Raw genomic sequence first — 23,746 nt, forward strand, 5'->3', positions numbered from 1 at the left:
GACGCCGGGGTCACACGTGCGACGCCACGAACGGTGGGATGACGACCTCGCAGGTGAGATCGCGGCCGCGCACGTCGACGACCACCTGGTCGCCCTTCTTGACGCCCGACGCCGTGTCCAGCAGCGCGAGCGCGATTCCCTGTTTGAGGGTCGGCGAGAACGTGCCGGAGGTGCACACCCCGATCTCCGTGTCCCCCAGCTTGACCGCGCAGTCGGCGCGCGGCACGCCGCGGCCGGTTGCCTTGAGTCCGTAGAGGCGGCGCGCCGGGCCGGCCTCCTTCTCGGTGACCAGGGCGTCGCGTCCGAAGAACGACGGCTTGTCCCAGCCGACCGCCCAGCTCGACCGTGCCTGCACCGGGGTGATCTCCGGGCTGAGCTCGTGACCGTGCAGGGCGTAACCCATCTCGGTGCGCAGGGTGTCGCGGGCGCCGAGACCGGCGGCCTGCCCACCCGCCGCGGTGATCGCCTCGAGCAGCACGTCGAAGACGGCCCCGGCGTCGTCCCAGCGGGGCAGGATCTCGTAGCCGCGTTCACCGGTGTATCCGGTGCGGCACACGCGGACCGGCTTGTCGCCGTCGGCGGTGGGCAGCTCGGCGTCGGCGAAGGCCATGTACTCCATGTCGGCGGGCAGGCCGAGCCCGGTGAGGACCTCCGGCGAGCGCGGACCCTGCACGGCGAAGACCGCGAAGTCGCGGTGCTGGTCGGCGATCGAGATCCCCTCGGGCGCAACGGCCGACATCTGCGCGACGACGGTCGCGGTGTTCGCGGCGTTGGGGACCAGGAACACCTCCTCGTCGCTCACGAGATAGGCGATGAGGTCGTCGACGACACCACCGGATTCGTTGCAGCACAGCGTGTACTGCGCCTTTCCGGGAACGATCTTGCCGAGATCGTTGGTGAGGGTCGAGTTCACGAACGCGGCGGCGCCGGGACCCGACACCAACGCCTTGCCGAGGTGGCTGACGTCGAAGATCGCCACGGCCTCGCGGACCGCGGTGTGTTCGGCGACGGTGCCCGCGTAGGACACCGGCATGTTCCAGCCGCCGAACTCGGCGAAACTCGCTTCGAGTGCGGCGTGACGGTCGGCGATGGGTCCGGCGAGGAGTTCACTCATGGCCCATACGGTATCGGGCCGCGCCCGCCGGCCGGGCCGGTCCCGCGGTCGCCTCCGACATCCGGCGCGCTGTGGCAAAGTTGAGCGGGTGAGCAAGAACGACACCGTCGACCGCGTACGCGGCCCCGAATTCGACCTGTCCACCTCGATCGGCAAGGGCGACGCCGCCCTGGTCATCGGCCTGATCAGCGCGCCGGACGGCGACGAGAAGGCCGACGGCAAGGGTGAGTCCACCGCCGAACCGACGCTCGCCATCGGTGACGGCGTGCTCGACGACGCCCAGGCCGCGGCGATCACCGCCGCCCTGACGGCGCTCGGCGCCACCGGCAAGCACGGCGAGGTCACCCGCCTGGCGGCACCCGAGTCGCTGCCCGTCGACCTCGTCGTCGCGGTCGGTCTCGGCGACGCCGACAACCTCGACGACGCCGACCAGGTCCGTCAGGCCGCCGGCATCGTCGCCCGCGAACTCGACGGCCACGAGTCGGTCGCGACCACCCTCTCGTCGGTCGACCTCGGCGCCGCTGCCGAGGGCCTGTTCCTCGGCGCGTACCGGTTCGACGAGTTCCGCTCGGAGTCGTCGAAGCCGAAGAAGACGCCACCGCAACACATCACGCTTCTGGTGGAGTCGAAGTCCAAGGAGGCCAAGGCAGAACTCGACCGCGCGATCGCGGTTGCGGATTCGGTCGCCATCGCCCGCGACTTCGTCAACACCCCGCCCAGCCACCTCTTCCCGGAGGAGTTCGCGGCCCGCGCCCGCACGCTCGGCTCGAAGGCCGGCCTCAAGGTCGAGATCCTCGACGACAAGGAGCTCGAGGCACAGGGTTACGGCGGCATCATCGGCGTCGGCAAGGGCTCGTCACGTCTCCCCCGCCTCGTGCGACTGACCCACACCGGCAAGAAGGCGACCAAGAAGGTCGCCCTCGTCGGCAAGGGCATCACCTTCGACACCGGCGGCATCTCCATCAAGCCGGCCGCGAACATGGACCAGATGACCTCGGACATGGGCGGTGCGGCCGCGGTCATCGCCGCCACCATCCTGGCCGCCCGCCTCGACCTCGACGTCTCGGTCACCGCGACCGTGCCGATGGCCGAGAACATGCCCTCGTCCACCGCGCAGCGTCCCGGTGACGTGCTGACCCAGTACGGCGGGCGCACGGTCGAGGTCCTCAACACCGACGCCGAGGGCCGGCTGATCCTCGCCGACGCGATCGTGCGCGCGGCCGAGGACGATCCCGACTACCTCATCGACACCGCGACCCTGACCGGCGCGCAGATGGTGGCGCTCGGCACCCGCACGCCGGGCGTGATGGGCACTGACGAGTTCCGGGATCGGGTGGCCGCCCGCTCCGCCGATGTCGGGGAGAACGCGTGGGCGATGCCGTTGCCGGCCGAGCTGCGCGCCGACCTCAAGTCGCGTGTGGCCGACCTCGCCAACGTCACCCCGCACCGCTGGGGCGGCATGCTCGCCGCGGGCATCTTCCTCAAGGAGTTCGTCCCGGAGGACGTGCAGTGGGCCCACATCGACATCGCCGGGCCGGCCTTCAACACCGGCGGCCCGTGGGGTTACACCACCAAGGGCGGCACGGGCGTTCCCGTGCGGACCATCGCGGCCGTCCTCGAGGACATCGCGGCCAACGGCTGACATGTCATGCCGCCGACGGTTGAGAATCGTTACCCGCGAGTACGAGCCGAAGCCGGTCGGCGAAGCGGCGTACGGGTAGGGTGATCCGCGGGGATGAATGGCTGACCCGCCACTCATTCCGCGGTCCCCTGACCGCTCCCCACCCCCCGTGCCCACGGAGCACACACCGACGGGCCACAAACCTACAGACCACCACGTCGAGTTCAGGAGTTCACAACGATGGCCTTCTCCGTCCAGATGCCCGCCCTTGGTGAAAGTGTCACCGAGGGGACAGTCACCCGGTGGCTGAAGGAGGAGGGCGACACCGTCGAGGCCGACGAGCCCTTGCTGGAGGTGTCGACCGACAAGGTCGACACCGAGATCCCGGCTCCGACGTCGGGTGTGCTGACGAAGATCATCGCGCAGGAGGACGACGTCGTCGAGGTCGGTGGTGAACTCGCACTGATCGGTGACGCCGACGAGGCCGGTTCCGACGACTCCGGCTCCGACGATTCCGCAGGGGGCGACGAGCCCACCGAGGCCGCCCAGGAGCCCGCGCCCGAAGAGGCCGCCGAGGAGCCGTCCACCGAGGAAGAGGCACCGGCCGAGAAGCCGACCGCCGACACCGGTTCCGGCTCGGCCGAGGGCACGGACGTGCTGATGCCCGCGCTCGGCGAGTCCGTCACCGAGGGCACCGTGACCAACTGGCTCAAGGCCGTCGGTGACGAGGTCGCCGCCGACGAACCGCTGCTCGAGGTCTCCACCGACAAAGTCGACACCGAGATCCCCTCGCCGGTGGCCGGCACCCTGCTCGAGATCCTCGCCCAGGAGGACGACGTGGTCGAGGTCGGCGGCAAGCTGGCCGTCATCGGTGACGCCTCGGCGGCACCGTCCAAGAAGGAGCCGGAGTCCGAGCCCGAACCGGAGCCCGAGCCCGAGGCCAAGGAAGAGCCGAAGGAAGAGCCCAAGCCGGAACCGGAGCCCGAGCCCGAGCCCGAGCCCGAGAAAGAGAAGGCCGAGGCCCCCGCGAAGTCGGATCCGCCGACCGTCGAGTCGACCCCGTACGTCACCCCGCTGGTGCGGAAGCTGGCTGCGGAGAACAACATCGACCTGAACTCGATCAAGGGCACCGGTGTCGGTGGCCGCATCCGCAAGCAGGACGTGCTGGCCGCGGCCGAGGCCGCCAAGAAGCCGGCTGCCGCCCCGGAGAAGAAGGCCGAGCCGGCCGCCGCCGCATCTGCGTCGTCGTCGGCCTCGCCGGAGATCCGTCCGGAGCTCGCCGAGCTGCGCGGAACCACTCAGAAGATCAACCGGATCCGCCAGATCACCGCCAAGAAGACCCGCGAGTCGCTGCAGCAGAGCGCTCAGCTCACGCAGGTCTTCGAGGTCGACATGAGCAAGATCGTCAGCCTACGCAAGGCGGCCAAGGAGAACTTCAAGGCGTCCGAGGGTGTCAACCTGACCTTCCTGCCGTTCATCGCCAAGGCCGTCGTCGAGGCGCTGAAGGCGCACCCGAACGTCAACGCCTCGATCGACGAGGACGCCAAGGAGATCACCTACTACGACAAGGTGCACCTCGGCATCGCCGTCGACACCCCGCAGGGCCTGCTGTCGCCCGTGATCCACAACGCCGACGACCTGTCGGTGGCCGGCCTCGCCCGCGCCATCGCCGACATCGCGGCACGAGCACGCTCCAACGGCCTCAAGCCCGACGAGCTCGCCGGCGGCACCTTCACCATCACCAACATCGGTAGCCAGGGCGCGCTGTTCGACACCCCGATCCTGGTCCCGCCGCAGGCGGCGATGCTGGGCACCGGTGCGATCGTCAAGCGTCCGGTCGTCATCACCGGCGAGGACGGCTCCGAGTCGATCGCGGTGCGGTCGATGTCGTACCTGCCGCTGACCTACGATCACCGGCTCATCGACGGCGCCGACGCGGGCCGCTTCCTCACCACCGTGAAGAAGCGCCTCGAAGAGGCCTCCTTCGCCGCGGACCTGGGTCTCTAGGCTCACGCCGAGACGACGACGTCGGAGCAAGCGATGCGCATAGCCGTCGCCGGTTCACAGGGCCTCATCGGGAACGCCCTGGTCAACTCGCTTCGCGCGGCGGGCCACACGGTCATCCGTCTGGTCCGCCGCGAGGCACTCGCCGATGACGAGTTCAGCTGGGATCCCGAGACCATCGGGATGCCCGCAGAGAGCCTCGACGGTGTCGACGCGGTGGTCTCGCTCGGCGGGGTCGGCGTCGGCAACGGCCGGTGGACCGGCCGTTTCAAGCAGGAGTTGCGCGACTCGCGCATCACCCCGACCGAGGTCCTCGCCGAAGCGGTGCGCGACCTCGGCATCCCGACGTTCGTCAGTGCCAGCGCGACCGGCTACTACGGCGACACCGGCACCCGGGCGGCGGTCGAAACCGACGGTCCCGGTGAGGGATTCCTCGCCGGGCTGGTCGTCGACTGGGAGAAGGCTGCGACCACCAACGCCGGCCCCGACACCCGCGTCGTCCTGCTTCGGACCGCGCCGGTCCTCAGCTCGCACGGCGGTCTGCTCGGCAAGCTCCGTCCGCTGTTCAAACTCGGACTCGGCGGCCCGATCGGCAACGGCAAGCAGTACTTCTCCTGGATCAGCCTCATCGACGAGGTGCGGGCGATCGAGTTCCTCCTCGACTCCCCCGACATCTCCGGCCCGGTCAACCTGAGTGCTCCCGGATCGCTGCCCTTCGGCGAGTTCTGCACAGCGCTGGGCAAGGCGGTGCACCGTCCCGCCGTGCTGCCGGTGCCCGAGTTCGTGGCCCGCCGCGTGGGCGGTGAGATGGCCGAGGAAATGATTCTGTTCAGTCAACGCGTTGAACCCCACGTGCTCACCGACCACGGATTCACGTTCAACCACCCCGAGATCCGCGAGGCCCTGGCCTACGCGACGAAGCCGGCGTCATGACCCACCGTTCCGTCCGCGCCGACCCGGCACCTGTCGAGGTCCGGCGCCTGGGCACCGTCGACTACCGCGATGCCTACGAGATGCAGCACCGGCTCGCCACCGAGCGAGCCGACGGCACTCTCGACCACGACGTGCTCCTCCTGCTCGAACACCCGTCGACCTACACCGCGGGCAAACGCACCGAGGACGCCGACCGACCCACCAACGGCGCGCCCGTCATCGACGTGGACCGAGGTGGCCGCATCACCTGGCACGGACCGGGACAGCTCGTCGGCTACCCGATCGTGAAGCTCGCCGAGCCGCTCGACGTCGTCGAATATGTGCGACGCCTCGAAAGCGCCCTCATCTCCGTCTGCGCCGGTCTCGGCGTCACCACCGGACGCGTCGAGGGACGCTCGGGTGTGTGGATCGACGACGCCGCGGGTGAGCGCAAACTCGGCCAGATCGGCATCCGCGTCGCGCGCGGTGTGGCGCTGCACGGGTTCGCACTCAACATCGACCCCGACATGTCGGCCTTCGAGGCGATCGTCCCGTGCGGGATCGCCGACGCCGGCGTCACCTCGCTGTCCCGTGAACTGGCACAACCGATCTCGGTGGCCTCTTTGCTCGACACCGTCGCGGCCGCCGTACTCGACGCCCTGGACACCCCTTGGGAGAAGGCCGCTCCGACTGGATCCGAGGCGCCTGCGACGGCGAGCGTAGGATCGGTCCGGTGACCGCGTCCCCCCTCACCCCCGGACCCGGTGCCCCCGACGCCACACCCCCGGCCTCGGCACCCGCACCGAAGACCCCCCGCTCCCGCCTCGCCCGCTCCCGAGGGCCGCAGACTGCTCCGCCTCGAGGTGCGCAATGCGCAGACCCCGATCGAGCGCAAGCCCAGCTGGATCAAGACCCGCGCGACGATGGGCCCGGAGTTCACCGAACTCAAGGGACTCGTGAAGCGCGAGGGCCTGCACACCGTCTGCGAAGAGGCCGGCTGCCCCAACATCTACGAATGCTGGGAAGACCGCGAGGCCACCTTCCTCATCGGCGGCGAACAGTGCACCCGACGCTGCGACTTCTGCCAGATCGACACCGGCAAGCCCGCCGAACTCGATCGTGACGAGCCGCGTCGCGTCGCCGAGAGCGTCCAGGCCATGGGTCTGCGCTACTCGACGATCACCGGTGTCGCCCGCGACGACCTGCCCGACGAGGGTGCCTGGCTCTACGCCGAGACCGTCCGCGCCATCCACCGGCTCAACCCCGGCACCGGCGTCGAGAACCTGATCCCGGACTTCCACGCCAAGCCCGACCTGCTGGCCGAGGTCTTCGAGGCCCGGCCGGAGGTGCTCGCCCACAACCTCGAGACGGTGCCCCGCATCTTCAAGCGTATCCGTCCGGCGTTCCGGTACGAGCGCTCCCTCGAGGTCCTCACCGCGGCCCGCGATTTCGGCCTGGTGACCAAGTCGAACCTGATCCTCGGCATGGGCGAGACCCCGGAAGAGGTGCAGTCGGCGATCGTCGACCTCCATGAGGCCGGTTGCGACATCCTGACGATCACCCAGTACCTGCGTCCCTCGCCGCGGCACCATCCCGTCGAGCGGTGGGTCAAGCCGGAGGAGTTCGTCGACCACTCCGAGTTCGCCCAGGAGATCGGCTTCGCCGGTGTCATGGCCGGGCCGCTGGTGCGCTCGTCGTACCGTGCCGGCCGCCTGTACGCGCAGGCCATGGCCCATCACGGCCGCGAGATCTCGCCGGCCCTGGCGCATCTCGCCGCCGAGGGTTCGGCCAGCCAGGAGGCGTCCAGCCTGATGGCCCGCCTCGCGCGCTGACCGCACCCGCACCCCGCCTGCCGACCATGCGGCAGGTCACCGGACGACCGGACGTAAACTGGCCGTATGGCAAAGGCGCAGTCCGTGAGCAAGGAAGCAAAGGCCGCTAAGAAGCAGGCCCGCAAGGCTGCATCGAAGGAACGGCGCCAGCAGTTGTGGCAGGCGTTCCAGATGCAGCGCAAGGAAGACAAGCGACTCATCCCCTACATGGTGGGTGTGATCGTGCTGTCCATCGCCGTGTTCACCGCACTCGGCTTCCTGCTGGGCTCGCCGTGGCTGCTCATCCCGCTCGGCGTCGTGCTGGGTGTGCTCGGTGCGTTCATCCTGTTCGGCCGTCGCGTGCAGAAGAACGTCTACACCAAGGCCGAAGGTCAGCCCGGTGCCGCCGGTTGGGCGCTGGGCAACATGCGCGGCCAGTGGCGCGTCGCCCAGGCCGTCTCGGGTACCTCGCACCTCGACGCCGTGCACCGCGTGATCGGCAAGCCGGGCGTGATCCTCGTCGGTGAGGGCTCCCCCACCCGGGTGAAGTCGCTGCTGAACCAGGAGAAGAAGAAGGCCGCCCGCGTCGTCGGCGACACGCCGATCTACGAGATCATGGTCGGCAACGACGACGGCCAGGTCCCGCTGTCCAAGCTCGAGCGGCACATCAACAAGCTGCCCAGCAACATCGACCGCAAGCGCATGGAGACCCTCGAGGGCCGTCTCGCCGCGCTCAGCAGCAAGGCCCCCGGCCCCGGAATGCCGAAGGGCCCGCTGCCCGGGAACGCGAAGATGAAGAGCATGCAGCGCACCGCGCGTCGTCGCGGCTGACGCGAAACCCTCCATCCACGAAGGAAACCCACGACCCACACGGGGTCGTGGGTTTTCTCGCTCCAGGCGTGAAAACGGCTCAGCGCGTCCGGAGGATCGCCGTTCCGGTAGCGCGGTCGTGCAGAGCACGACCGTTGTAGTCGTTGATCAGGGCCGGCACCAGGAACACCATGAGCAGCTGGCGGAAGAAGGCCCGCACGATGCCGACGGACGCCGGGCTCTCCTTGCCGGCGGCCTCGGCGGCGTTGCGCTCGGCCCCGAAGTCGACGCGGGCCACGCGCATGCCCACCGCGTACTGGCCGGGGGTGAAGCCGAACAGGGAGACCGCGAAGATCCCCATCACGAACCAGATGGCCATCTGGGCACCGGCGAGACTCGAGGACATCAGGTTGCCGCCCACGAAGATAAGCGCGAGACCACCGGCGATCAGCCAGTCGACGAGGAGCCCGGCCACGCGCGGCCACCCGGTGGCCAGCGAGCCCGGCCCGGACGCAGGCAGGCCGAGGTCCTGACCGCGGAAATCGTTGTCGACGCCGTCGCCGGGACCGATCTGCGGCCCCGACAGCCAGGAACCGGTTACACGTCCCATTGTGATGACTCCTCTCGCGGCCGCGGCGCGTCGTCGACGACCACGGCGTTCAATGGTGTCCATCGTAGTCGGGGCCGTTACCCCTACCACCCTCCCCGGTCGCCGCGGCGGGCTAGGGTGGGAGCTGCCGAGTGCGTTCACCGAGGTATGAGCCGTGTGTCGCCAAGAACACCGGGGTGTGTAACACGGGGGAAACACGGACTTGACGCCTGGGCAACTTCGCCTCCATACGGTTGCCGCTGAGATCCGCTGCTGTTTCTCGGTGGCGGATGTGTGTGGCGTGTCAGTACGACTGACCACCCGATCACGAAGGAGTCACCGCACGGTGTACAGCAGTAAAGAAGAACTACTCGAGGGCATCAAGAAGGAAGGTGTCGAGTACGTCGACATCCGTTTCTGCGACCTGCCCGGTGTCATGCAGCACTTCTCGATCCCCGCTTCGGCGTTCGACGAGAGCGTGTTCGAGGACGGTCTGGCATTCGACGGTTCGTCGGTGCGCGGCTTCCAGTCGATCAACGAGTCGGACATGATGCTGCTGCCCGACCCGGCCACCGCGCGGATCGATCCCTTCCGCAAGGCGAAGACGATGAACATCAGCTTCTTCGTCCACGACCCGTTCACCCGCGAGGCCTACAGCCGCGACCCGCGTAACGTCGCGCGCAAGGCCGAGGACTACCTGGCCTCGACCGGCATCGCCGACACCTGCTTCTTCGGCGCCGAGGCCGAGTTCTACATCTTCGACTCGGTGTCCTTCGGCTCGGAGATGAACGGCACCTTCTACGAGATCGAGTCGGAGTCGGGCTGGTGGAACACCGCCTCGCCGAGCGATCCCGACGGCAGCCCCAACCTGGGCTACAAGGTCCGCCCCAAGGGTGGCTACTTCCCGGTTGCTCCATACGACCACTACGTCGACCTGCGCGACGAGATGTCGACCAACCTGCAGAACTCGGGCTTCGAGCTCGAGCGCGGCCACCACGAGGTCGGCACTGCGGGTCAGGCGGAGATCAACTACAAGTTCAACACGCTGCTCCACGCGGCCGATGACGTGCAGCTCTTCAAGTACATCATCAAGAACACCGCATGGCAGAACGGCAAGTCGGTCACCTTCATGCCGAAGCCGCTCTTCGGTGACAACGGCTCGGGCATGCACGCCCACCAGTCGCTGTGGAAGGACGGCAAGCCGCTGTTCCACGACGAGGCCGGCTACGCAGGCCTGTCGGATCTGGCTCGCTACTACATCGGCGGCATCCTCCACCACGCCCCGTCGCTGCTGGCGTTCACCAACCCGACGGTCAACTCCTACAAGCGTCTGGTCCCGGGCTACGAGGCCCCGATCAACCTGGTCTACAGCCAGCGCAACCGTTCGGCCTGTGTGCGTATCCCGATCACCGGCAACAACCCGAAGGCCAAGCGCCTCGAGTTCCGTTGCCCGGACAGCTCGGGCAACCCGTACCTGGCGTTCGCGGCCATGATGATGGCCGGCCTGGACGGCATCAAGAACAAGATCGAGCCGCACGAGCCGGTCGACAAGGACCTCTACGAGCTCCCGCCGGAGGAGGCCAAGTCGATCCCGCAGGCGCCGACCTCGCTGTCCGCCGTCATCGACCGCCTCGAAGAGGATCACGAGTACCTCACCGCCGGTGGCGTGTTCACCGAGGACCTCATCGAGACCTGGATCGCGCTGAAGCGTGAGAACGAGATCGAGCCGGTGCAGATCCGTCCGCACCCGTACGAGTTCTCGCTGTACTACGACTGCTGATCCCAGCATTCGACCACGACGCCCCGTCCGCCTTCTCGCGGACGGGGCGTTCGTCGTCTGCGAGGGCGTTTGCATGTGTGCTCGCCGCGGAGTGCGCCGACCCCGCGATGCAGAACTCCGACGACTTCTTCTCCGCGGAAATGGATTTCGGGCTGACGGTGATACGCGAAGGAGTCGAACGTCTCATTGCGAGGGCCTGAACAGAGAATGATGTGATCTACCGCACAAATGTGACTTCTTACTCTGCCAAACCACAAGGTACGGCCTTAGTTTGGTCGCATGACCAGAGATGTGTATGTCGAAGACCTTGTCCCCGGTGACCGCATCAGCCTCGAGGGCACCCCGCGCGTGGTTCGCACCACCAGCCGACTCGAGAACAATCAGTTGCGCATCGAATTGGTCAAGGGGACGACCTCCACGAGGTCGTGCTGGACCGCACCGTCAAGCTCCAGGTGAACTGAACCCCAACAGGTACTCGCCGCCGTCAGGCGGCGCTGGCCGAGTCGAGGTCGCCGAAGACGGCCTGATTGTGGCCGAACGCGGCGACCGCTTCGTCGACGAGCCGTTCCACGGCAGCGGCGTCGAGCGGCAGGGCGTCGAGCCGAGCGCGATAGGAATCCTTGTAGCGCTTGAGTTTTTCGATCTCGTCGAAGGTGTAGAAACTCAGCGCCGAAGCGTCGACGCCGTAGTGCTCGCGCATTCGATGGGCCACGACCTGTCCCCCGCTCAGGTCGCCCAGGTATCGCGTGTAGTGGTGTGCCACATAGCGAGCCGGGTCATCTCGCGTGGCCTCGATGGCCTCGACGTACCGGGCGACGGCCGGCAGCGGGCTGAACGAACTCGGGTCGACGCCGAACGACGCCAGATCTGCACCGAGCCTCGGGAGCCGACGCAGCTTGTCGTCGATCACGGCTCCGGCGATCGGATCGTCGGCCAGGTGGTCACCGACGGCTTCGAGGGCCTCGTAGACGAAGTACAGCTGCACAGCCAGCCTTTGGTACTCGCCGCTGTCGAGGCGGCCCGACATCAGGTCGTCGATGAAGGGAGCCGTCTCGGCCTGCTGGTGTGCGGCGGCGGTCGCCTCACGGAGCCGTTGGGAAATGCTGGGGCCCGCGGTGTCGGGACCGGAGATGCTGGCGCTCATGATGCAATCAGTGATACCACCAGCGCCCGGTGATCGGAACCTGGCAGGTGGTGACTGTCCATCGACGTGGCCACGAATCCGCGCAGGATGACCCGATCGATGGCGACGAGCGGACGGTTGCCGAGCCTCGTGTCCGTCGGATACGTCGGCAGGAAGCCCGCGCCTGCCACGTCCGTCCCGTCGACGAGCCCGTTGGTCAGCAGCTTGCGGTAGGTCGCGTGGTTCCAGGTGGAGTTGAAGTCGCCGATGGCGACCACCCGCCCCGCGGGCAGTTTCGCGAAGTGGTCGGCCAGGATGCCCATGTCGTGGAACCAGCCGTCCTTCTCCCCCCACAGCGGTGCGGCCGGGTGAATGGCCAGCACGTGCGTACCGGGTGCGCCGGGCAGGTCGGTGCGCGCCTGCAGGTTGTGGAGGATGGTGTCGGGGATGTTGAACCGATCCGACAGGGTCGCCCTGGTGAACAACGCGGTGCCCGCCGCGTACGAGTACGGGATGGCGAATTCGTTGGGCAGGAGACGCGCGATCTTGCTGCCGCGAATCCGCTGCAGCGCTTCGGGAGTCACCTCCTGCAGGGAAAGCATGTCGGGATCGGCCTCGGCCACGATCTTTTCCAGCGCACCGAGGTCACCGCCGCCGAAGAGCAGATTGGCGGAGACGACGGTGAACTCCTCGCCCTGCGGGGCGCTCGCCGGGACCACCAGCGGGATCTGGGTGTAGGCCAGCACGCCGGATACGACGAGCGCGATCGCCAGCATGAACCAGCGGCGCAACGCCGCGAAGATCGTGATGGCGGCGAGCGCCGGGACGAGCGCGAAGGCCACCCCGCTCGTCAGATACAGCGCAACGTTCCCGCGCGAGGGATAGAAGTGCAGCCACACCGCCAGCACCACCCCGGCCAGCATCGCCCAGCCGACGATGTACGCCGACACCCACAGGAATCTCTTCACCTGTCCCCCCGTACAGCAGCCGCGCGACTACGCGCCGAAGACCTTGAGCACCACGGCCTTCGCCCGGCGCGTCACCCGCAGATAATTCTCCAGGAAGTCCGAGGCCTTGTCCTCCGGCCAGCCCGCCGCATACGCGATCTGCCGCAGCTGCTTACCCGGGCCGGGCAACTGATCGACCGGCTTACCGCGAACCAGGACCAGCGCGTTACGCGCCTTGGTCGCGGTGATCCAGGCGTTCTTGAGCAGCGCGACGTCGTTCTCCGACAACAACTCCGCGGCGCCGATCGCATCGAGTGATTCCAGCGTCGAGGTGTTGTGGAGACTGCGGTAGCGGTGGGCGTAGCGCAGCTGCAGCAGCTGCACCGTCCACTCGATGTCGGCGAGCCCGCCGCGTCCCAGCTTGGTGTGGGTGGCCGGATCGGCTCCGCGCGGCAGCCGCTCGGCGTCGACGCGCGCCTTGATGCGCCGGATCTCCTTGACCGCCTCGTTGCTGACCCCGCCGACCGGGTAGCGCACGTGGTCGATCATGTGCAGGAAGTCGATACCGAGGGCCTCGTCGCCGGCGACCTGATGCGCGCGCAGGAGCGCCTGCACCTCCCACGGCTGCGCCCACTGGGCGTAGTACGCGGAGTAGGCGGCCAGGGTGCGCACGACCGGGCCGTTGCGCCCCTCGGGACGCAGTCCGGTGTCGACCTCGAGCGGCGGGTCGGCACTGGGGCTGCCGAGTGCGGAGCGGACGGTCTCGGCAATCGTCTGCGACCACTTCACCGCCTCGGATTCGTCGGTGTCGCGGTTCGGCTGGCAGACGAACAGGACGTCGGCGTCCGAGCCGTAGCCGAGCTCACCGCCGCCGAGCCGCCCCATCCCGATCACGGCGATGCGTGCGGGCGCGGGCTTGCCGCGGTCCCGCTCGGAGATGTCGATCGCCACGGTGAGTGCGGCGTTGAGGACCGCGGCCCACACGCTGGACAGCGCCTTGCACACGGTCGGCACGTCCATGAGACCGAGCACGTCGGCCGACGCAACCCGCACGAGCTCGGCACGACGGTGCGAACGCGCAACGGCGACGGCACGTTTCATGTCCTCCTGGCGCACGGTCGAGGCGATGAGCCCCTTCGCCACGTCCTCGGGCCGGATGGCGCACAGCTTCGGCCCGTCCGGGCCGTCGGAGTACTGGTGGATCACCTCGGGCGAGCGCATCAGCATGTTGGCGATGAACTCCGAGGTGCCGAGCACCTTCATCAGCCGCTCGGCGACCACCCCGTCGTCGCGGAGCAGCCGGAGGAACCAGTCCTTGTCCTCGAGCGCCTCGCACAACCGGCGATAGTTGAGCAGACCGGCGTCGGGATCCGGTGTGTCACCGATGTGTTCGAGCAACTGCGGGAGGATCAGCAGCTGGATCTGACCGCGGCGCCCGGGCGCGTTCGACAACGCCCGGATGTGACTGAGCGCGCGGTCGGGCATCGCGTAACCCAGTGCGGCCAGGCGCCTCTCGGCCGACTCGTCACTCAGCGTCAGCTCGTCGGGCTTGAACCGGGTGACCGCCTCGAGCAGCGGACGGTAGAACAGCTTCTGGTGCAGCCGCCGGACGCGGAGGGTCTGATGGCGGATCTGTTCGCGCAGCACGCCGGTCGCGTCGAGCTCACCCTCGCGACGGATGTGGGCCGCCCGTGCCAGCCAGCGCAGCCCCTCGGTGTCGTCGGGCTTCGGGAGCAGGTGGGTCCGCTTCAACTTCTGCAGCTGCAACCGATGTTCGAGCAGTCGCAGGAACTGGTACGACGCACTGAGATTGGCGCCGTCGTCGCGGCCGACGTACCCACCGGCGGTCAGTGCCGCGAGGGCGTCGACCGTCGGCATCACCCGGAGTTCTTCGTCGACGCGGCCGTGGACCATCTGCAGCAGTTGCACCGCGAACTCGACGTCGCGCAGACTCCCCTGTCCCAGTTTGAGATTGCGCTCGCGCTCTCCCTCCGGGACCAGTGATTCGACGCGGCGCCGCATCTTCTGCACCTCGGGCACGAAGTCGGGGCGCTCGGCGGCCTTCCACACCATCGGCTTGACCGCCGCGATGTACTCGTTCGCCAGCTCCATGTCGCCGGTCATCGCGCGGGACTTCAGCAGCGCCTGGAACTCCCAGGTCTTGGCCCACCGCTCGTAGTACGCGACATGGGAATCCAGCGTGCGGGTCAGCGCGCCGGACTTGCCCTCCGGGCGCAGCGCGGCGTCGACCTCGAAGAAGGCCAGCGAACCGATCCGCATCATCTCGCCCGCGATCCGTGAGGCGACACCGTCGGCCGGGTCGCTGACGAAGATGACGTCCACGTCGCTGACATAGTTCAGTTCGCGCGCACCGCATTTGCCCATCGCGATCACGGCGATGCGGACCGGGATCGGACCGTCGCCGCACACCTCGGTGAAGGCGACGGCGAGTGCCGCCGTCAGTGCGGCGTCGGCGAGGTCGGACAGGTAGGCGCCCACCTCCGGGAGCCACATGACCGGTTCGTCCTCGACCGTGGAGGCGACATCGTGCGCGGCCAACTGCAGGAGCAGGTTGCGGTACGCGAGACGGAGCGCGACGACGGACTTCGGTCCGGTGAGCTTCGCGCGATAGACGCGGTTACCCTTCTCGACCTCGCCCGGCACGGTTTCGGCGCCGACGGATTCGAGCATCCGACGGTCGACCTCGTCGCGGCCGGGCAACTCGTCGGCGAGCAGCAGACGCCAGGCCGACGGCTCGGCGACGAGATGATCGGCCAGGGCGTCGGAGGAGCCGATGACACCGAACAGACGTCCTCGAAACGATTTGTTCGTGCGCAGCGTCGAGTCGATCTCGGACCACTCGCCCTCGACCGCTCCGCGCAGGCGGACGAGCGTCCGGAGCGCGAGGTCGGCGTCGGGTGCGCGCGACAGCGCCCACAGCACGTCGACGGACTCGGGCGTGTTCCAGCCGAGTTCGGCAAGATGCTGCGGCGCGGAGGTGTCGAGCAGACCCAACCGTCCTGCACTGGGTACCGCGCTGCGTCCCGGTCGTCGTGTCACATCACAAAAATAGCGATACGGATCACCGGAGACGACATCGCGGTCCCTAACGACCGGGCCCGGTCCCTTACAGCGGCAGGTAGTTCTTCAGCTCGTAGGGGGTGACCATGCTGCGGTAGCCCGTCCACTCACTCCACTTGTTGCGCAGGAAATAGTCGAAGACGTGCTCGCCGAGGGCTTCCGCGACGAGTTCCGAGTTCTCCATCTTGGTGAGCGCGTCGGCCAGGCTGCCGGGCAGTTCCTGGTACCCCATCGCCCGGCGCTCGGCCGGCGTGAGGGCCCAGACGTCGTCCTCGGCCTCGTCGGGGAGTTCGTAACCCTCCTCGATGCCCTTCAGGCCGGCGGCCAGCAGGACCGCGAAGGTCAGGTACGGGTTGCAGGCCGAGTCCGGGCTGCGCACCTCGATGCGGCGCGACGACGCCTTGTTGGGTGTGTACAGCGGCAAGCGGATGAGCGCGGACCGGTTGGCACCGCCCCAGGTCGCGGCGGTCGGGGCCTCACCTCCGTGGATGAGTCGCTTGTAGCTGTTGACCCACTGGTTGGTGACGGCGCTGATCTCCGACGCGTGGTGCAGGATGCCGGCGATGAACTTCTTGCCGGTCGCCGACAGCTGCATCGGGTCGTCGGGGTTGTGGAAGGCGTTGATGTCGCCCTCGAACAGGCTCATGTGAGTGTGCATCGCCGAGCCGGGGTGTTCGCTGAACGGCTTCGGCATGAAGGTCGCCCACACGCCCTCGTTAATCGCCACCTCCTTGATGAGGTAGCGGAAGGTCATCACGTTGTCGGCCATCGACAGCGCGTCGGCGTAGCGGAGGTCGATCTCCTGCTGGCCCGGCGCGCCCTCATGGTGGGAGAACTCGACCGAGATGCCCATGGACTCGAGAGCCTCGATGGCGTGTCGACGGAAGTTGGGTGCGGCGTCGTGGACGGCCTGGTCGAAGTAACCACCGGTGTCGGCCGGGGTCGGCACCGAACCGTCGAGCGGCGAGTCCTTGAGGAGGAAGAACTCGATCTCGGGGTGTACGTAGCAGCTGAAGCCGAGGTCGGCGGCCTTGTTGAGCTGGCGACGCAGCACGTGGCGGGAATCGGCCCAGCTCGGGGTGCCGTCGGGCATCGCGATATCGCAGAACATGCGAGCCGAGTGGTGGCGGCCGGCCGAGGTGGTCCACGGCAGGATCTGGAAGGTCGACGGGTCGGGCTTGGCGACGGTGTCGGCCTCCGACACGCGGGAGAAGCCCTCGATGGCCGAGCCGTCGAAGCCGATGCCCTCGGAGAAGGCACCCTCGAGTTCGGCCGGCGCGATCGCCACGGACTTCAGATAACCGAGTACGTCGGTGAACCACAGTCGGACGAAGCGAATGTCGCGCTCTTCGAGGGTCCGCAGCACGAATTCCTTTTGGCGATCCATGGTCGCCGACATTAGAAGTCGGCTGTTAAATCTGTGTTACACGCGCAACACCAGCTCTTTGTGCTGCAGGTTTGCCGACGTCGTCTCAATATCTGGGACACCCGGCCGCAGGTCTGGGAGGCCCGGGAGCAGCCAGGATGCTGCCCGAGGGCGACAGCGCTACCCCAGCCGACCGAGAGGACCTCCTTGACGGTGTGACCAATCGCATAACCTGCAGCGGTTACACCACCTGCCTGCGGTGACACAATGGCGCTTGTCCGTGTTCAACCCGGGTACCCGCCGCGCCCTTTCGGGCCAGTCGGGACTCGAGGCAGAGAAGAGACAACGATGTCCGAATCCTCGGTCTATGGTGCATCCACCTCCACCCCTTCCACCGACGCTCCCAAGCGCCGGGTGACCCGCGTCCATCACCTCGCCCAGATGAAGTCCGAGGGCGAGAAGTGGTCGATGCTGACCGCCTACGACTACTCGACCGCGCGCATCTTCGACGCCGCCGAAATCCCGGTGCTGCTCGTCGGCGACTCGGCGGCCAACGTCGTGCTCGGTTACGACACCACCATCCCGGTGAGCGTCGACGAGATGATCCCGCTGATCCGCGCCGTCGTTCGCGGCGCCCCGCACGCTCTCGTCGTCGCCGACATGCCCTTCGGCAGCTACGAGATCGGCCCGCAGCACGCCCTCGAGAACGCCTTCCGGATCTTCAAGGAGACCGGCGCACACGCGGTCAAGCTCGAGGGCGGCGAACGCGTCGCCCCGCAGATCGCGGCCCTGACCGCTGCCGGCATCCCGGTCATGGCGCACATCGGCTTCACCCCGCAGAGCGTCAACGGCCTCGGCGGCTTCCGCGTCCAGGGCCGTGGTGACGGCGCCGACCAGCTCATCGCCGACGCCATCGCAGTCCAGGAGGCCGGCGCCTTCTCCGTCGTCATGGAGATGGTCCCCGCCGACCTGGCCGGTCAGATCACCCGCAAGCTGACGATCCCGACCGTCGGCATCGGTGCCGGCAACGAGACCGACGCCCAGGTGCTGGTCTGGCAGGACATGGCCGGCCTCACCCACGGCAAGACGGCGAAGTTCGTCAAGCGCTTCGCCGATGTCGGCTCCGAATTGCGTTCGGCCGCCGAACAGTACGCCGACGAGGTCCGTCGCGGCGTCTTCCCCGGCCCCGAGCACAGCTACTGACCGGCGATCCGTGGAAGGCGTGGACGCCCCCTACCCCCACAACTTCTACGGAACCCCGGTTTGCGCCTAGGCTCGGTGACCATGCGTGACTTCTACCCGGAGATCGAACCCTACGAATCCGGTCACCTCGATGTGGGTGACGGCCAGCAGATCTACTGGGAGACCTCGGGGAAACCCGACGGCAAGCCCGTGGTCTTCGTGCACGGCGGTCCGGGCGGTGGGACGTCTCCGACCCAGCGGCGCTTCTTCGACCCCGCGAGATACCGGATCGTGCTGTTCGATCAGCGCGGCTGCGGACAGTCGCGTCCGCACATCGCCGACGGCGCGGATCTGAGCGTCAACACCACCCCTCACCTCATCGCCGACATGGAGAAGCTCCGGACCCACCTCGGCATCGACCGCTGGCAGGTCTTCGGCGGCTCCTGGGGTTCGACGCTGGGTCTCGCCTATGCCCAGACGCATCCCGACCGGGTCACCGAACTGGTGCTGCGCGGGATCTTCCTGCTGCGCCGCAGTGAGATCGACTGGTACTACAACGGCGGCGCGTCACACATCTTCCCGGACGTCTGGGAGAGCTACCTCGAGCCGATCCCGGAGAACGAACGCGACGGCGACCTCGTCGCCGCCTACCACCGCCTGCTGACGTCCGACGACGCGTCGGTCGCCCGCGCCGCGGCCCGGGCGTGGACCGGCTGGGAGCAGGCCACCAGCTATCTCCTCCCCCGCCCCGAGGAGCCGGGCCAGGACGCCGACGAGGCCCACCGCTTCGACCTCGCCTTCGCGTCGATCGAGAACCACTACTTCGTCAACCACGGCTTCCTCGCCGACGGCCAGTTGCTCGACAACATCGACGCCATCGCACACATCCCGGGTGTCATCGTCCAGGGCCGCTACGACGTCGTCTGCCCGATGCGCAGCGCGTGGGACCTTCACCGCGCCTGGCCGGCCGCCGATCTCCGCATCGTCGACGACGCCGGTCACGCCTCCTTCGAGACCGGCATCAAACATCATCTGCTGGAAGCAACTGACCGCTTCGCCGAATGAGGGGCGCCGGAGCCGCGGTCACTAGACTCGAGTCAGCTGCACCGTTTCGTCGGCGTCAGGAGGATCAGGTGGCCGCATCCGAGCAGGTCGAGGTGGAACTCAAGTTCGACGTGGATCCCGGCCATGTGGCCCCGGACCTGCGCGCGCTCCCCGGAGTCGTGTCGGCGACCGAACCCGAGACGTTCTCGCTCGACGCCACCTATTTCGACACCGAGACCCTCGACCTCGCCGGCAACAAGATCACCATGCGACGCCGCACCGGTGGCACCGATCAGGGCTGGCATCTCAAGCGGCCCACCGACATCCCCGGCGCACGTCGCGAACTGCAGATCGGCTTCGACGAGGCGCCGGCCGACGGTGAGATCCCCGAGGCCCTGGTGACGCCGGTCCTCGCGCTCACCCGGTCCCGCAAGTTGGACCCGGTCGCCGTCATCTCCACCACGCGCACGGTCACGCGCCTGCTCGGCGTCGACGACGAGCCGCTCGCCGAACTCGCCGAGGACCTCGTCACCGCGCAGTCGTTGCTGCCGGGCGGACACTCCCAGCAGTGGGCGGAGTGGGAGTTCGAACTCCTTTCCGGCGGCACCACCAAATTGCTCAAGGCCGCCGACAAGGCCCTGCGCGCCGGCGGCGGCCGCTCGGCGTCGAGTGCATCGAAGCTGGCCCGTGCCATCGGGTCGACCCCGACCGTCCACAAACCCCGATTGTCCAAGCGGCCCACCGCTCTCGAGCTCGTCATCACCGACATCGCGCTGCACCGCAACAGTCTGATCGCCTACGACCCACTCGTGCGCGAAGACGCCGAGGACGCCGTGCACCAGATGCGGGTGTCGTGCCGCCGGCTGCGCAGCGTGTTGTCGGGCTTCCCGACGGTGCTCGACGCCGAGCGCACCGCCCACATCGGCGCCGAACTCAAGCTGCTCGCGCAGATCCTCGGCGACGCACGCGATTCCGAAGTCCAGCTCGAACTCGACCAGTCCCTGCTCCGCGGGGAGAACGCCTCCCCCGAACTGCTCGCCGCCCTCGCCGGCGCCGAGTCCCGGACCCACGACCGCGCGATCCGGGCCGCGCACGCCGCGATGTCGTCGAAGCGCTACTTCACCCTGCTCGACTCCATCGATGCACTGCTCGCCTCTCCCCCGCCGGGGCCTGACGCCGAGCTCCCGGCGAACGTCGTCGTCGACAAGGCGATCGCGAAGAGCCGCAAGCACATCCGCAAGGCCCAGGCCGATCTCGCCGACCTCGCCGAGGGGTCGGCCGAGTGGCAGGAGCAGATGCACAAGATCCGCAAACGCGCAAAGCGGTTGCGTTACAGCATCGATGCGACCGAACCGCTGAACAAGAAGAAGTACCGCGAGGTCGGTGCGGTCGCCAAGAAAGTCCAGTCCGCTCTCGGCGACTTCAACGACATCCGAATCAGCCGCGCCCACCTCGCCGCCATCCTCGCCGACGGAAAGCTCGGTCCCGCCGACATGTTCATCGTCGGCCGGCTCGACGCCCGCCTCGAAGCCGACGCCTACCGCGCGGTCGCCGCGTACCGCAAGGCCGCCAAGGACCTCTGACCCGCCCCGCCCCCGCTGCCTGAGGTGCGAGGAGCGCAAGCGACGAGCCACGAAGGCCTGGTGAGATCACCTCCCGCGCAAGCATTTTTCTCCCGCGGGACTGATTACTTCCCGCTTATTGGCTAGCACCCGCGGGAGGGAAACGGTCACGCGCGCGGTAAACGCTCCCGCGGGGAAAGCGCCCTACGCGGGCCGGAACCCGACCGTCCGCGTCACCTCGTCGGCGGTCACCAGTTCGATGTCGAGCCTGGTGCCCGGCCGGAGGTCGCCCTCGCACCCCGCGACGACGGGCGGGTCGGCGATGAAGACCTGCGCGGGCTTGCGATCGGTGGCCGCGGACATGACGACGGCCTCGAAGCGCTCGCCGACCCGGTCGCCGAGGATGACCGCCTCGGCGAGGTCGATGCTCGCTCGGTCGGCGGTGGCGCCGAGGGTGTCGGCGGAACGCAGGATCTTCGGCAGGGTCGGCAGGGCGCGCATCACCCAGTCGGGTACGTCGTCGCCGGCGGTGACCGCGAGGCACACCTCGGTGGCGAACCGGTCCCCGAGTCGACGCAGCGGCGCGGTGACATGGGCGTAGAGACCGGCGATCGCCGCGTGCCGCTTCTTGCCATCCGGGATGGCACGCGCCTCGTCGGAACCGTCGAGCGCGAGATAGTTGGCGCCCCGCATGAGTCCGCCCGCGGCCGACTGGATGGCGAGCGTGCTCGGCCGGTCGCCGGGCAGGCCCGCCAGGAACCGACCCACGGCCATACCCTCGGGCCATTCGACGTCGAGTGCCGTCGCGGCGGCGCGCAGATCGTCGACCGCCTCGGAATCGGCGGGCGGCAGCGTCCGCAACAGCCCGATCCCGGCGTCGGCCATGATCGTGCCCGCGCACATCCCGGCGAGCAGCGAGAGCTGGGAGTTCCACCTGTCGGCCGGCGTGTGGGGCTCGAGGTCGAGGCGCCAGCCCGCGTCGGTGCGGGACACCTGCTGGTCCGGCAGGTCGAGTTCGACGGCCCCGCGGTCCATCGCGACGCTCTGCCGCAGCTCGCCGAAGGCCGGCAGCGCCGCGATCGACGGATGGAGTCGGCCGGCCTCGGCGTCGGCGCTGACCGCCGCGTAGTCGAAGCGGGCCACGGATCGAATCCGCGAGCGACGCACCCGGACCTCGGCGACCGTTCCGTCCCCGGCGACCCGGATCGTCCAGAGCACGCAGGGCCGAACTTGTTCGGGCAGAAGCGATCCGCTGCCCTCCGACAGTTCGCGCGGATGCAACGGTACCGAGCCGTCCGGGAAGTACACGGTGGCCCCGCGGCGCCGGCTCTCCTGATCGAGAGCGCCTTCGGGGATCACCAGGGCCGCGACGTCGGCGATGGCGTAGTCGACGACGAACCCGTCACCGTCGGCGGCGAGGTGGACGGCCTGGTCGAGATCGCGCGACGTCGGCGGGTCGATGGTCACGAACGGGACGTCGGTCTGGTCCTCGCGCGAGTCCGCGAACCGGTCGACGGCGTCGCGGGCCTCGGCGAGCGCGTCGTCGCCGTAGGACTCGTCCACCCCGAGCTGATCGCGGATACCGGCGAAGTCGATGTCGGGGGCGAAGAGGAAGCGCGTCACGCCTCGAACCCTAGCGCGCGGACGCGGCCGATCCGGCGCACGCGAGCCGAAGGCGAACGAGTCGGCACGTAAGCCGGATCCTGTACCCGCGCGGTCTCTCGACCGTCGCGGGCGGCGACCATCCATCTGGGCACACCGTCGCCGGGTACCTCGAGCGGCCCACCCGCGGGCTGGGGCGAGCAGCCCTCGTAACGCCCGCGCACACGCACCGCGAGGTGCGTGCTTCGGCCTTGCTCCGGGTGGGGTTTACCGAGCCGACGCGGTCACCCGCGCCGCTGGTGCGCTCTTACCGCACCGTTTCACCCTTACCGGCCTCGCGGCCAGCGGTCTGTTCTCTGTGGCACTGTCCCGCGGGTCACCCCGGGTTGCCGTTAGCAACCACCCTGCTCTGTGGAGTCCGGACTTTCCTCGGTGCGCGGCGTGACGGTCTTCCGTCCGTTCCGCTCACCGCGGCCGCCCGGCCGACTCGTTCGCGAACCCAGGATACCCCCAGGATCAGACTTCGACCTGCATCCGTCGGTTCAGTGCCAGTGCGCAGCGTCGTTGACCAGACGTACGACGGAACCACCGTCGGGGAAGAACTCGGCGATCGACACCGACGCGAGGTCGAGGTGGAGGCGGAACAGCAGCTCGGGCCCGACGCCCAGCGCCTCCCGCAGCATCAGCTTGATCGGCGTGACGTGCGAGACGAGCACGACCGTCTGACCGGGATACCGCTGCAGCAGATCGTCTTTCGTCTCCGCGACGCGCTCGGCGACCTGAGCGAAGCTCTCACCGCCCGGCGCGGGCACGGTGATGTCCGACAGCCACTCGCGGTGGATCTCCGGATGCCGTTCAGATGCCTCGACGAAGGTCAGGCCCTCCCACTCGCCGAAGTCGTTCTCGATGAGTCCGGGATGTTCGACGACGTCGACGCCGGTCACCGCGGCGACCTCGTCGGCGGTGGCACGGGCGCGGCTCAGCGGCGAGGTCACGATCGCCGAGATGCCCTTCTCGCGCAGAACCCGCTGGGCCGCCGCGCGCGCCTGGCGCAGACCTTCCGCGGTCAGCTCGGGATTGCCGCGCCCGGAGTACCGACGATCCACCGACAGCGCCGTCTGGCCGTGACGGAGCAAGATGAACCGCGTCGGCGAACTCCGCTGTCCCTGCCAGGACGGGGACTTCTCCCCCACAGTGG

At 68.4% G+C, this 23,746-nt stretch carries 17 protein-coding genes, 1 other RNA gene and 1 pseudogene; 10 read left to right on the forward strand and 9 right to left on the reverse strand.

Annotated elements, in window-relative coordinates; translation table 11 throughout:
• Positions 1-10 precede the first annotated feature (10 nt).
• Entirely contained in the window at positions 11-1,114 is a 1,104-nt protein-coding gene (gcvT, locus tag RVF83_RS21605) for a glycine cleavage system aminomethyltransferase GcvT (protein WP_005200138.1), read from the reverse strand.
• 88 nt (positions 1,115-1,202) lie between these two features.
• On the opposite strand from gcvT, the gene RVF83_RS21610 reads away from it, so the two are divergent.
• The 6 genes and pseudogenes from RVF83_RS21610 to RVF83_RS21635 all read left to right on the forward strand — a co-directional run bounded on the left by RVF83_RS21610 (position 1,203) and on the right by RVF83_RS21635 (position 8,293).
• Positions 1,203-2,756, forward strand: a complete 1,554-nt coding sequence (locus tag RVF83_RS21610; RefSeq protein WP_005200139.1) for a leucyl aminopeptidase — start codon at positions 1,203-1,205, stop codon at positions 2,754-2,756.
• A gap of 219 nt (positions 2,757-2,975) precedes the next feature.
• The gene (gene sucB / locus RVF83_RS21615) at positions 2,976-4,742 is read left to right on the forward strand and encodes a 2-oxoglutarate dehydrogenase, E2 component, dihydrolipoamide succinyltransferase (protein WP_005200140.1); all 1,767 of its coding nucleotides are present in this window, start codon (positions 2,976-2,978) and stop codon (positions 4,740-4,742) included.
• 33 nt (positions 4,743-4,775) lie between these two features.
• Positions 4,776-5,672: a TIGR01777 family oxidoreductase gene (locus RVF83_RS21620; RefSeq protein ID WP_005200141.1), complete on the forward strand. Its 897-nt coding sequence runs from the start codon at positions 4,776-4,778 to the stop codon at positions 5,670-5,672.
• A complete protein-coding gene (lipB, locus tag RVF83_RS21625) occupies positions 5,669-6,388 on the forward strand; it encodes a lipoyl(octanoyl) transferase LipB (protein ID WP_005200142.1) in 720 nt (239 codons plus the stop codon). Before RVF83_RS21620 ends, lipB begins: the two co-directional genes overlap by 4 nt.
• A pseudogene (lipA, locus tag RVF83_RS21630) lies at positions 6,385-7,483 on the forward strand (lipoyl synthase). The gene lipB and the pseudogene lipA overlap by 4 nt, the downstream one beginning before the upstream one ends.
• A gap of 66 nt (positions 7,484-7,549) precedes the next feature.
• Entirely contained in the window at positions 7,550-8,293 is a 744-nt protein-coding gene (locus RVF83_RS21635; RefSeq protein ID WP_005200144.1) for a DUF4191 domain-containing protein, read from the forward strand.
• 79 nt (positions 8,294-8,372) lie between these two features.
• Here the strand turns inward: RVF83_RS21635 and RVF83_RS21640 are convergent, their stop codons facing one another.
• On the reverse strand, positions 8,373-8,882 hold the full coding sequence (locus RVF83_RS21640; RefSeq protein ID WP_005200145.1) for an RDD family protein: 510 nt from the start codon (positions 8,880-8,882) through the stop codon (positions 8,373-8,375).
• Positions 8,883-9,207: 325 nt separating this feature from the next.
• On the opposite strand from RVF83_RS21640, the gene glnA (RVF83_RS21645) reads away from it, so the two are divergent.
• The gene (gene glnA / locus RVF83_RS21645) at positions 9,208-10,641 is read left to right on the forward strand and encodes a type I glutamate--ammonia ligase (protein WP_005200146.1); all 1,434 of its coding nucleotides are present in this window, start codon (positions 9,208-9,210) and stop codon (positions 10,639-10,641) included.
• Between the two features lie 484 nt (positions 10,642-11,125).
• Here glnA (RVF83_RS21645) and RVF83_RS21650 read toward each other — a convergent pair whose 3' ends face one another.
• The 4 genes from RVF83_RS21650 to glnA (RVF83_RS21665) all read right to left on the reverse strand — a co-directional run bounded on the left by RVF83_RS21650 (position 11,126) and on the right by glnA (RVF83_RS21665) (position 17,179).
• Complete coding sequence (locus RVF83_RS21650; protein WP_005200148.1) at positions 11,126-11,785, reverse strand: heme oxygenase (biliverdin-producing); 660 nt, start codon at positions 11,783-11,785, stop codon at positions 11,126-11,128.
• A complete protein-coding gene (locus RVF83_RS21655; protein ID WP_005200149.1) occupies positions 11,782-12,732 on the reverse strand; it encodes an endonuclease/exonuclease/phosphatase family protein in 951 nt (316 codons plus the stop codon). Before RVF83_RS21655 ends, RVF83_RS21650 begins: the two co-directional genes overlap by 4 nt.
• A 27-nt stretch (positions 12,733-12,759) precedes the next feature.
• A complete protein-coding gene (locus RVF83_RS21660; RefSeq protein ID WP_083877562.1) occupies positions 12,760-15,771 on the reverse strand; it encodes a bifunctional [glutamine synthetase] adenylyltransferase/[glutamine synthetase]-adenylyl-L-tyrosine phosphorylase in 3,012 nt (1,003 codons plus the stop codon).
• 67 nt (positions 15,772-15,838) lie between these two features.
• Positions 15,839-17,179 carry a type I glutamate--ammonia ligase gene (gene glnA, locus RVF83_RS21665; RefSeq protein WP_039881010.1) on the reverse strand — a complete coding sequence of 447 codons (1,341 nt, stop codon included), beginning with the start codon at positions 17,177-17,179 and terminating at the stop codon, positions 15,839-15,841.
• A gap of 327 nt (positions 17,180-17,506) precedes the next feature.
• On the opposite strand from glnA (RVF83_RS21665), the gene panB reads away from it, so the two are divergent.
• The 3 genes from panB (at position 17,507) to RVF83_RS21680 (ending at position 20,967) form a co-directional block, all read left to right on the forward strand.
• Positions 17,507-18,361 (forward strand): 3-methyl-2-oxobutanoate hydroxymethyltransferase, encoded by an 855-nt coding sequence (gene panB / locus RVF83_RS21670; protein WP_005200152.1) that lies wholly within the window; start codon positions 17,507-17,509, stop codon positions 18,359-18,361.
• An 81-nt stretch (positions 18,362-18,442) separates the two neighbouring features.
• Positions 18,443-19,405 (forward strand): prolyl aminopeptidase, encoded by a 963-nt coding sequence (gene pip, locus RVF83_RS21675; protein WP_039881012.1) that lies wholly within the window; start codon positions 18,443-18,445, stop codon positions 19,403-19,405.
• Between the two features lie 68 nt (positions 19,406-19,473).
• The gene (locus RVF83_RS21680) at positions 19,474-20,967 is read left to right on the forward strand and encodes a CYTH and CHAD domain-containing protein (protein WP_005200154.1); all 1,494 of its coding nucleotides are present in this window, start codon (positions 19,474-19,476) and stop codon (positions 20,965-20,967) included.
• A 183-nt stretch (positions 20,968-21,150) separates the two neighbouring features.
• On the opposite strand, the gene RVF83_RS21685 is transcribed toward RVF83_RS21680, so the two are convergent.
• The 3 genes from RVF83_RS21685 to RVF83_RS21695 form a co-directional block, all read right to left on the reverse strand.
• The gene (locus RVF83_RS21685; protein WP_005200155.1) at positions 21,151-22,569 is read right to left on the reverse strand and encodes an RNB domain-containing ribonuclease; all 1,419 of its coding nucleotides are present in this window, start codon (positions 22,567-22,569) and stop codon (positions 21,151-21,153) included.
• Between the two features lie 53 nt (positions 22,570-22,622).
• An RNA gene (gene rnpB / locus RVF83_RS21690) (RNase P RNA component class A) lies at positions 22,623-23,038 on the reverse strand.
• A 52-nt stretch (positions 23,039-23,090) separates the two neighbouring features.
• Positions 23,091-23,741 carry a histidine phosphatase family protein gene (locus RVF83_RS21695; protein ID WP_005200156.1) on the reverse strand — a complete coding sequence of 217 codons (651 nt, stop codon included), beginning with the start codon at positions 23,739-23,741 and terminating at the stop codon, positions 23,091-23,093.
• Positions 23,742-23,746: the final 5 nt, after the last annotated feature.

Origin of the sequence: Gordonia rubripertincta (genome assembly GCF_038024875.1) — a bacterium.
Taxonomy (GTDB): domain Bacteria; phylum Actinomycetota; class Actinomycetes; order Mycobacteriales; family Mycobacteriaceae; genus Gordonia; species Gordonia rubripertincta.

Coding starts and splice junctions, on each gene's coding strand:
- pip (WP_039881012.1), top strand. CDS start 18,443: ATGCGTGACTTCTACCCGGAGATCGAACCCTACGAATCCGGTCACCTC.
- RVF83_RS21635 (WP_005200144.1), top strand. CDS start 7,550: ATGGCAAAGGCGCAGTCCGTGAGCAAGGAAGCAAAGGCCGCTAAGAAG.
- gcvT (WP_005200138.1), bottom strand. CDS start 1,114: ATGAGTGAACTCCTCGCCGGACCCATCGCCGACCGTCACGCCGCACTC.
- RVF83_RS21650 (WP_005200148.1), bottom strand. CDS start 11,785: ATGAGCGCCAGCATCTCCGGTCCCGACACCGCGGGCCCCAGCATTTCC.
- sucB (WP_005200140.1), top strand. CDS start 2,976: ATGGCCTTCTCCGTCCAGATGCCCGCCCTTGGTGAAAGTGTCACCGAG.
- panB (WP_005200152.1), top strand. CDS start 17,507: ATGTCCGAATCCTCGGTCTATGGTGCATCCACCTCCACCCCTTCCACC.
- lipB (WP_005200142.1), top strand. CDS start 5,669: ATGACCCACCGTTCCGTCCGCGCCGACCCGGCACCTGTCGAGGTCCGG.
- glnA (WP_039881010.1), bottom strand. CDS start 17,179: ATGGATCGCCAAAAGGAATTCGTGCTGCGGACCCTCGAAGAGCGCGAC.
- RVF83_RS21620 (WP_005200141.1), top strand. CDS start 4,776: ATGCGCATAGCCGTCGCCGGTTCACAGGGCCTCATCGGGAACGCCCTG.
- RVF83_RS21640 (WP_005200145.1), bottom strand. CDS start 8,882: ATGGGACGTGTAACCGGTTCCTGGCTGTCGGGGCCGCAGATCGGTCCC.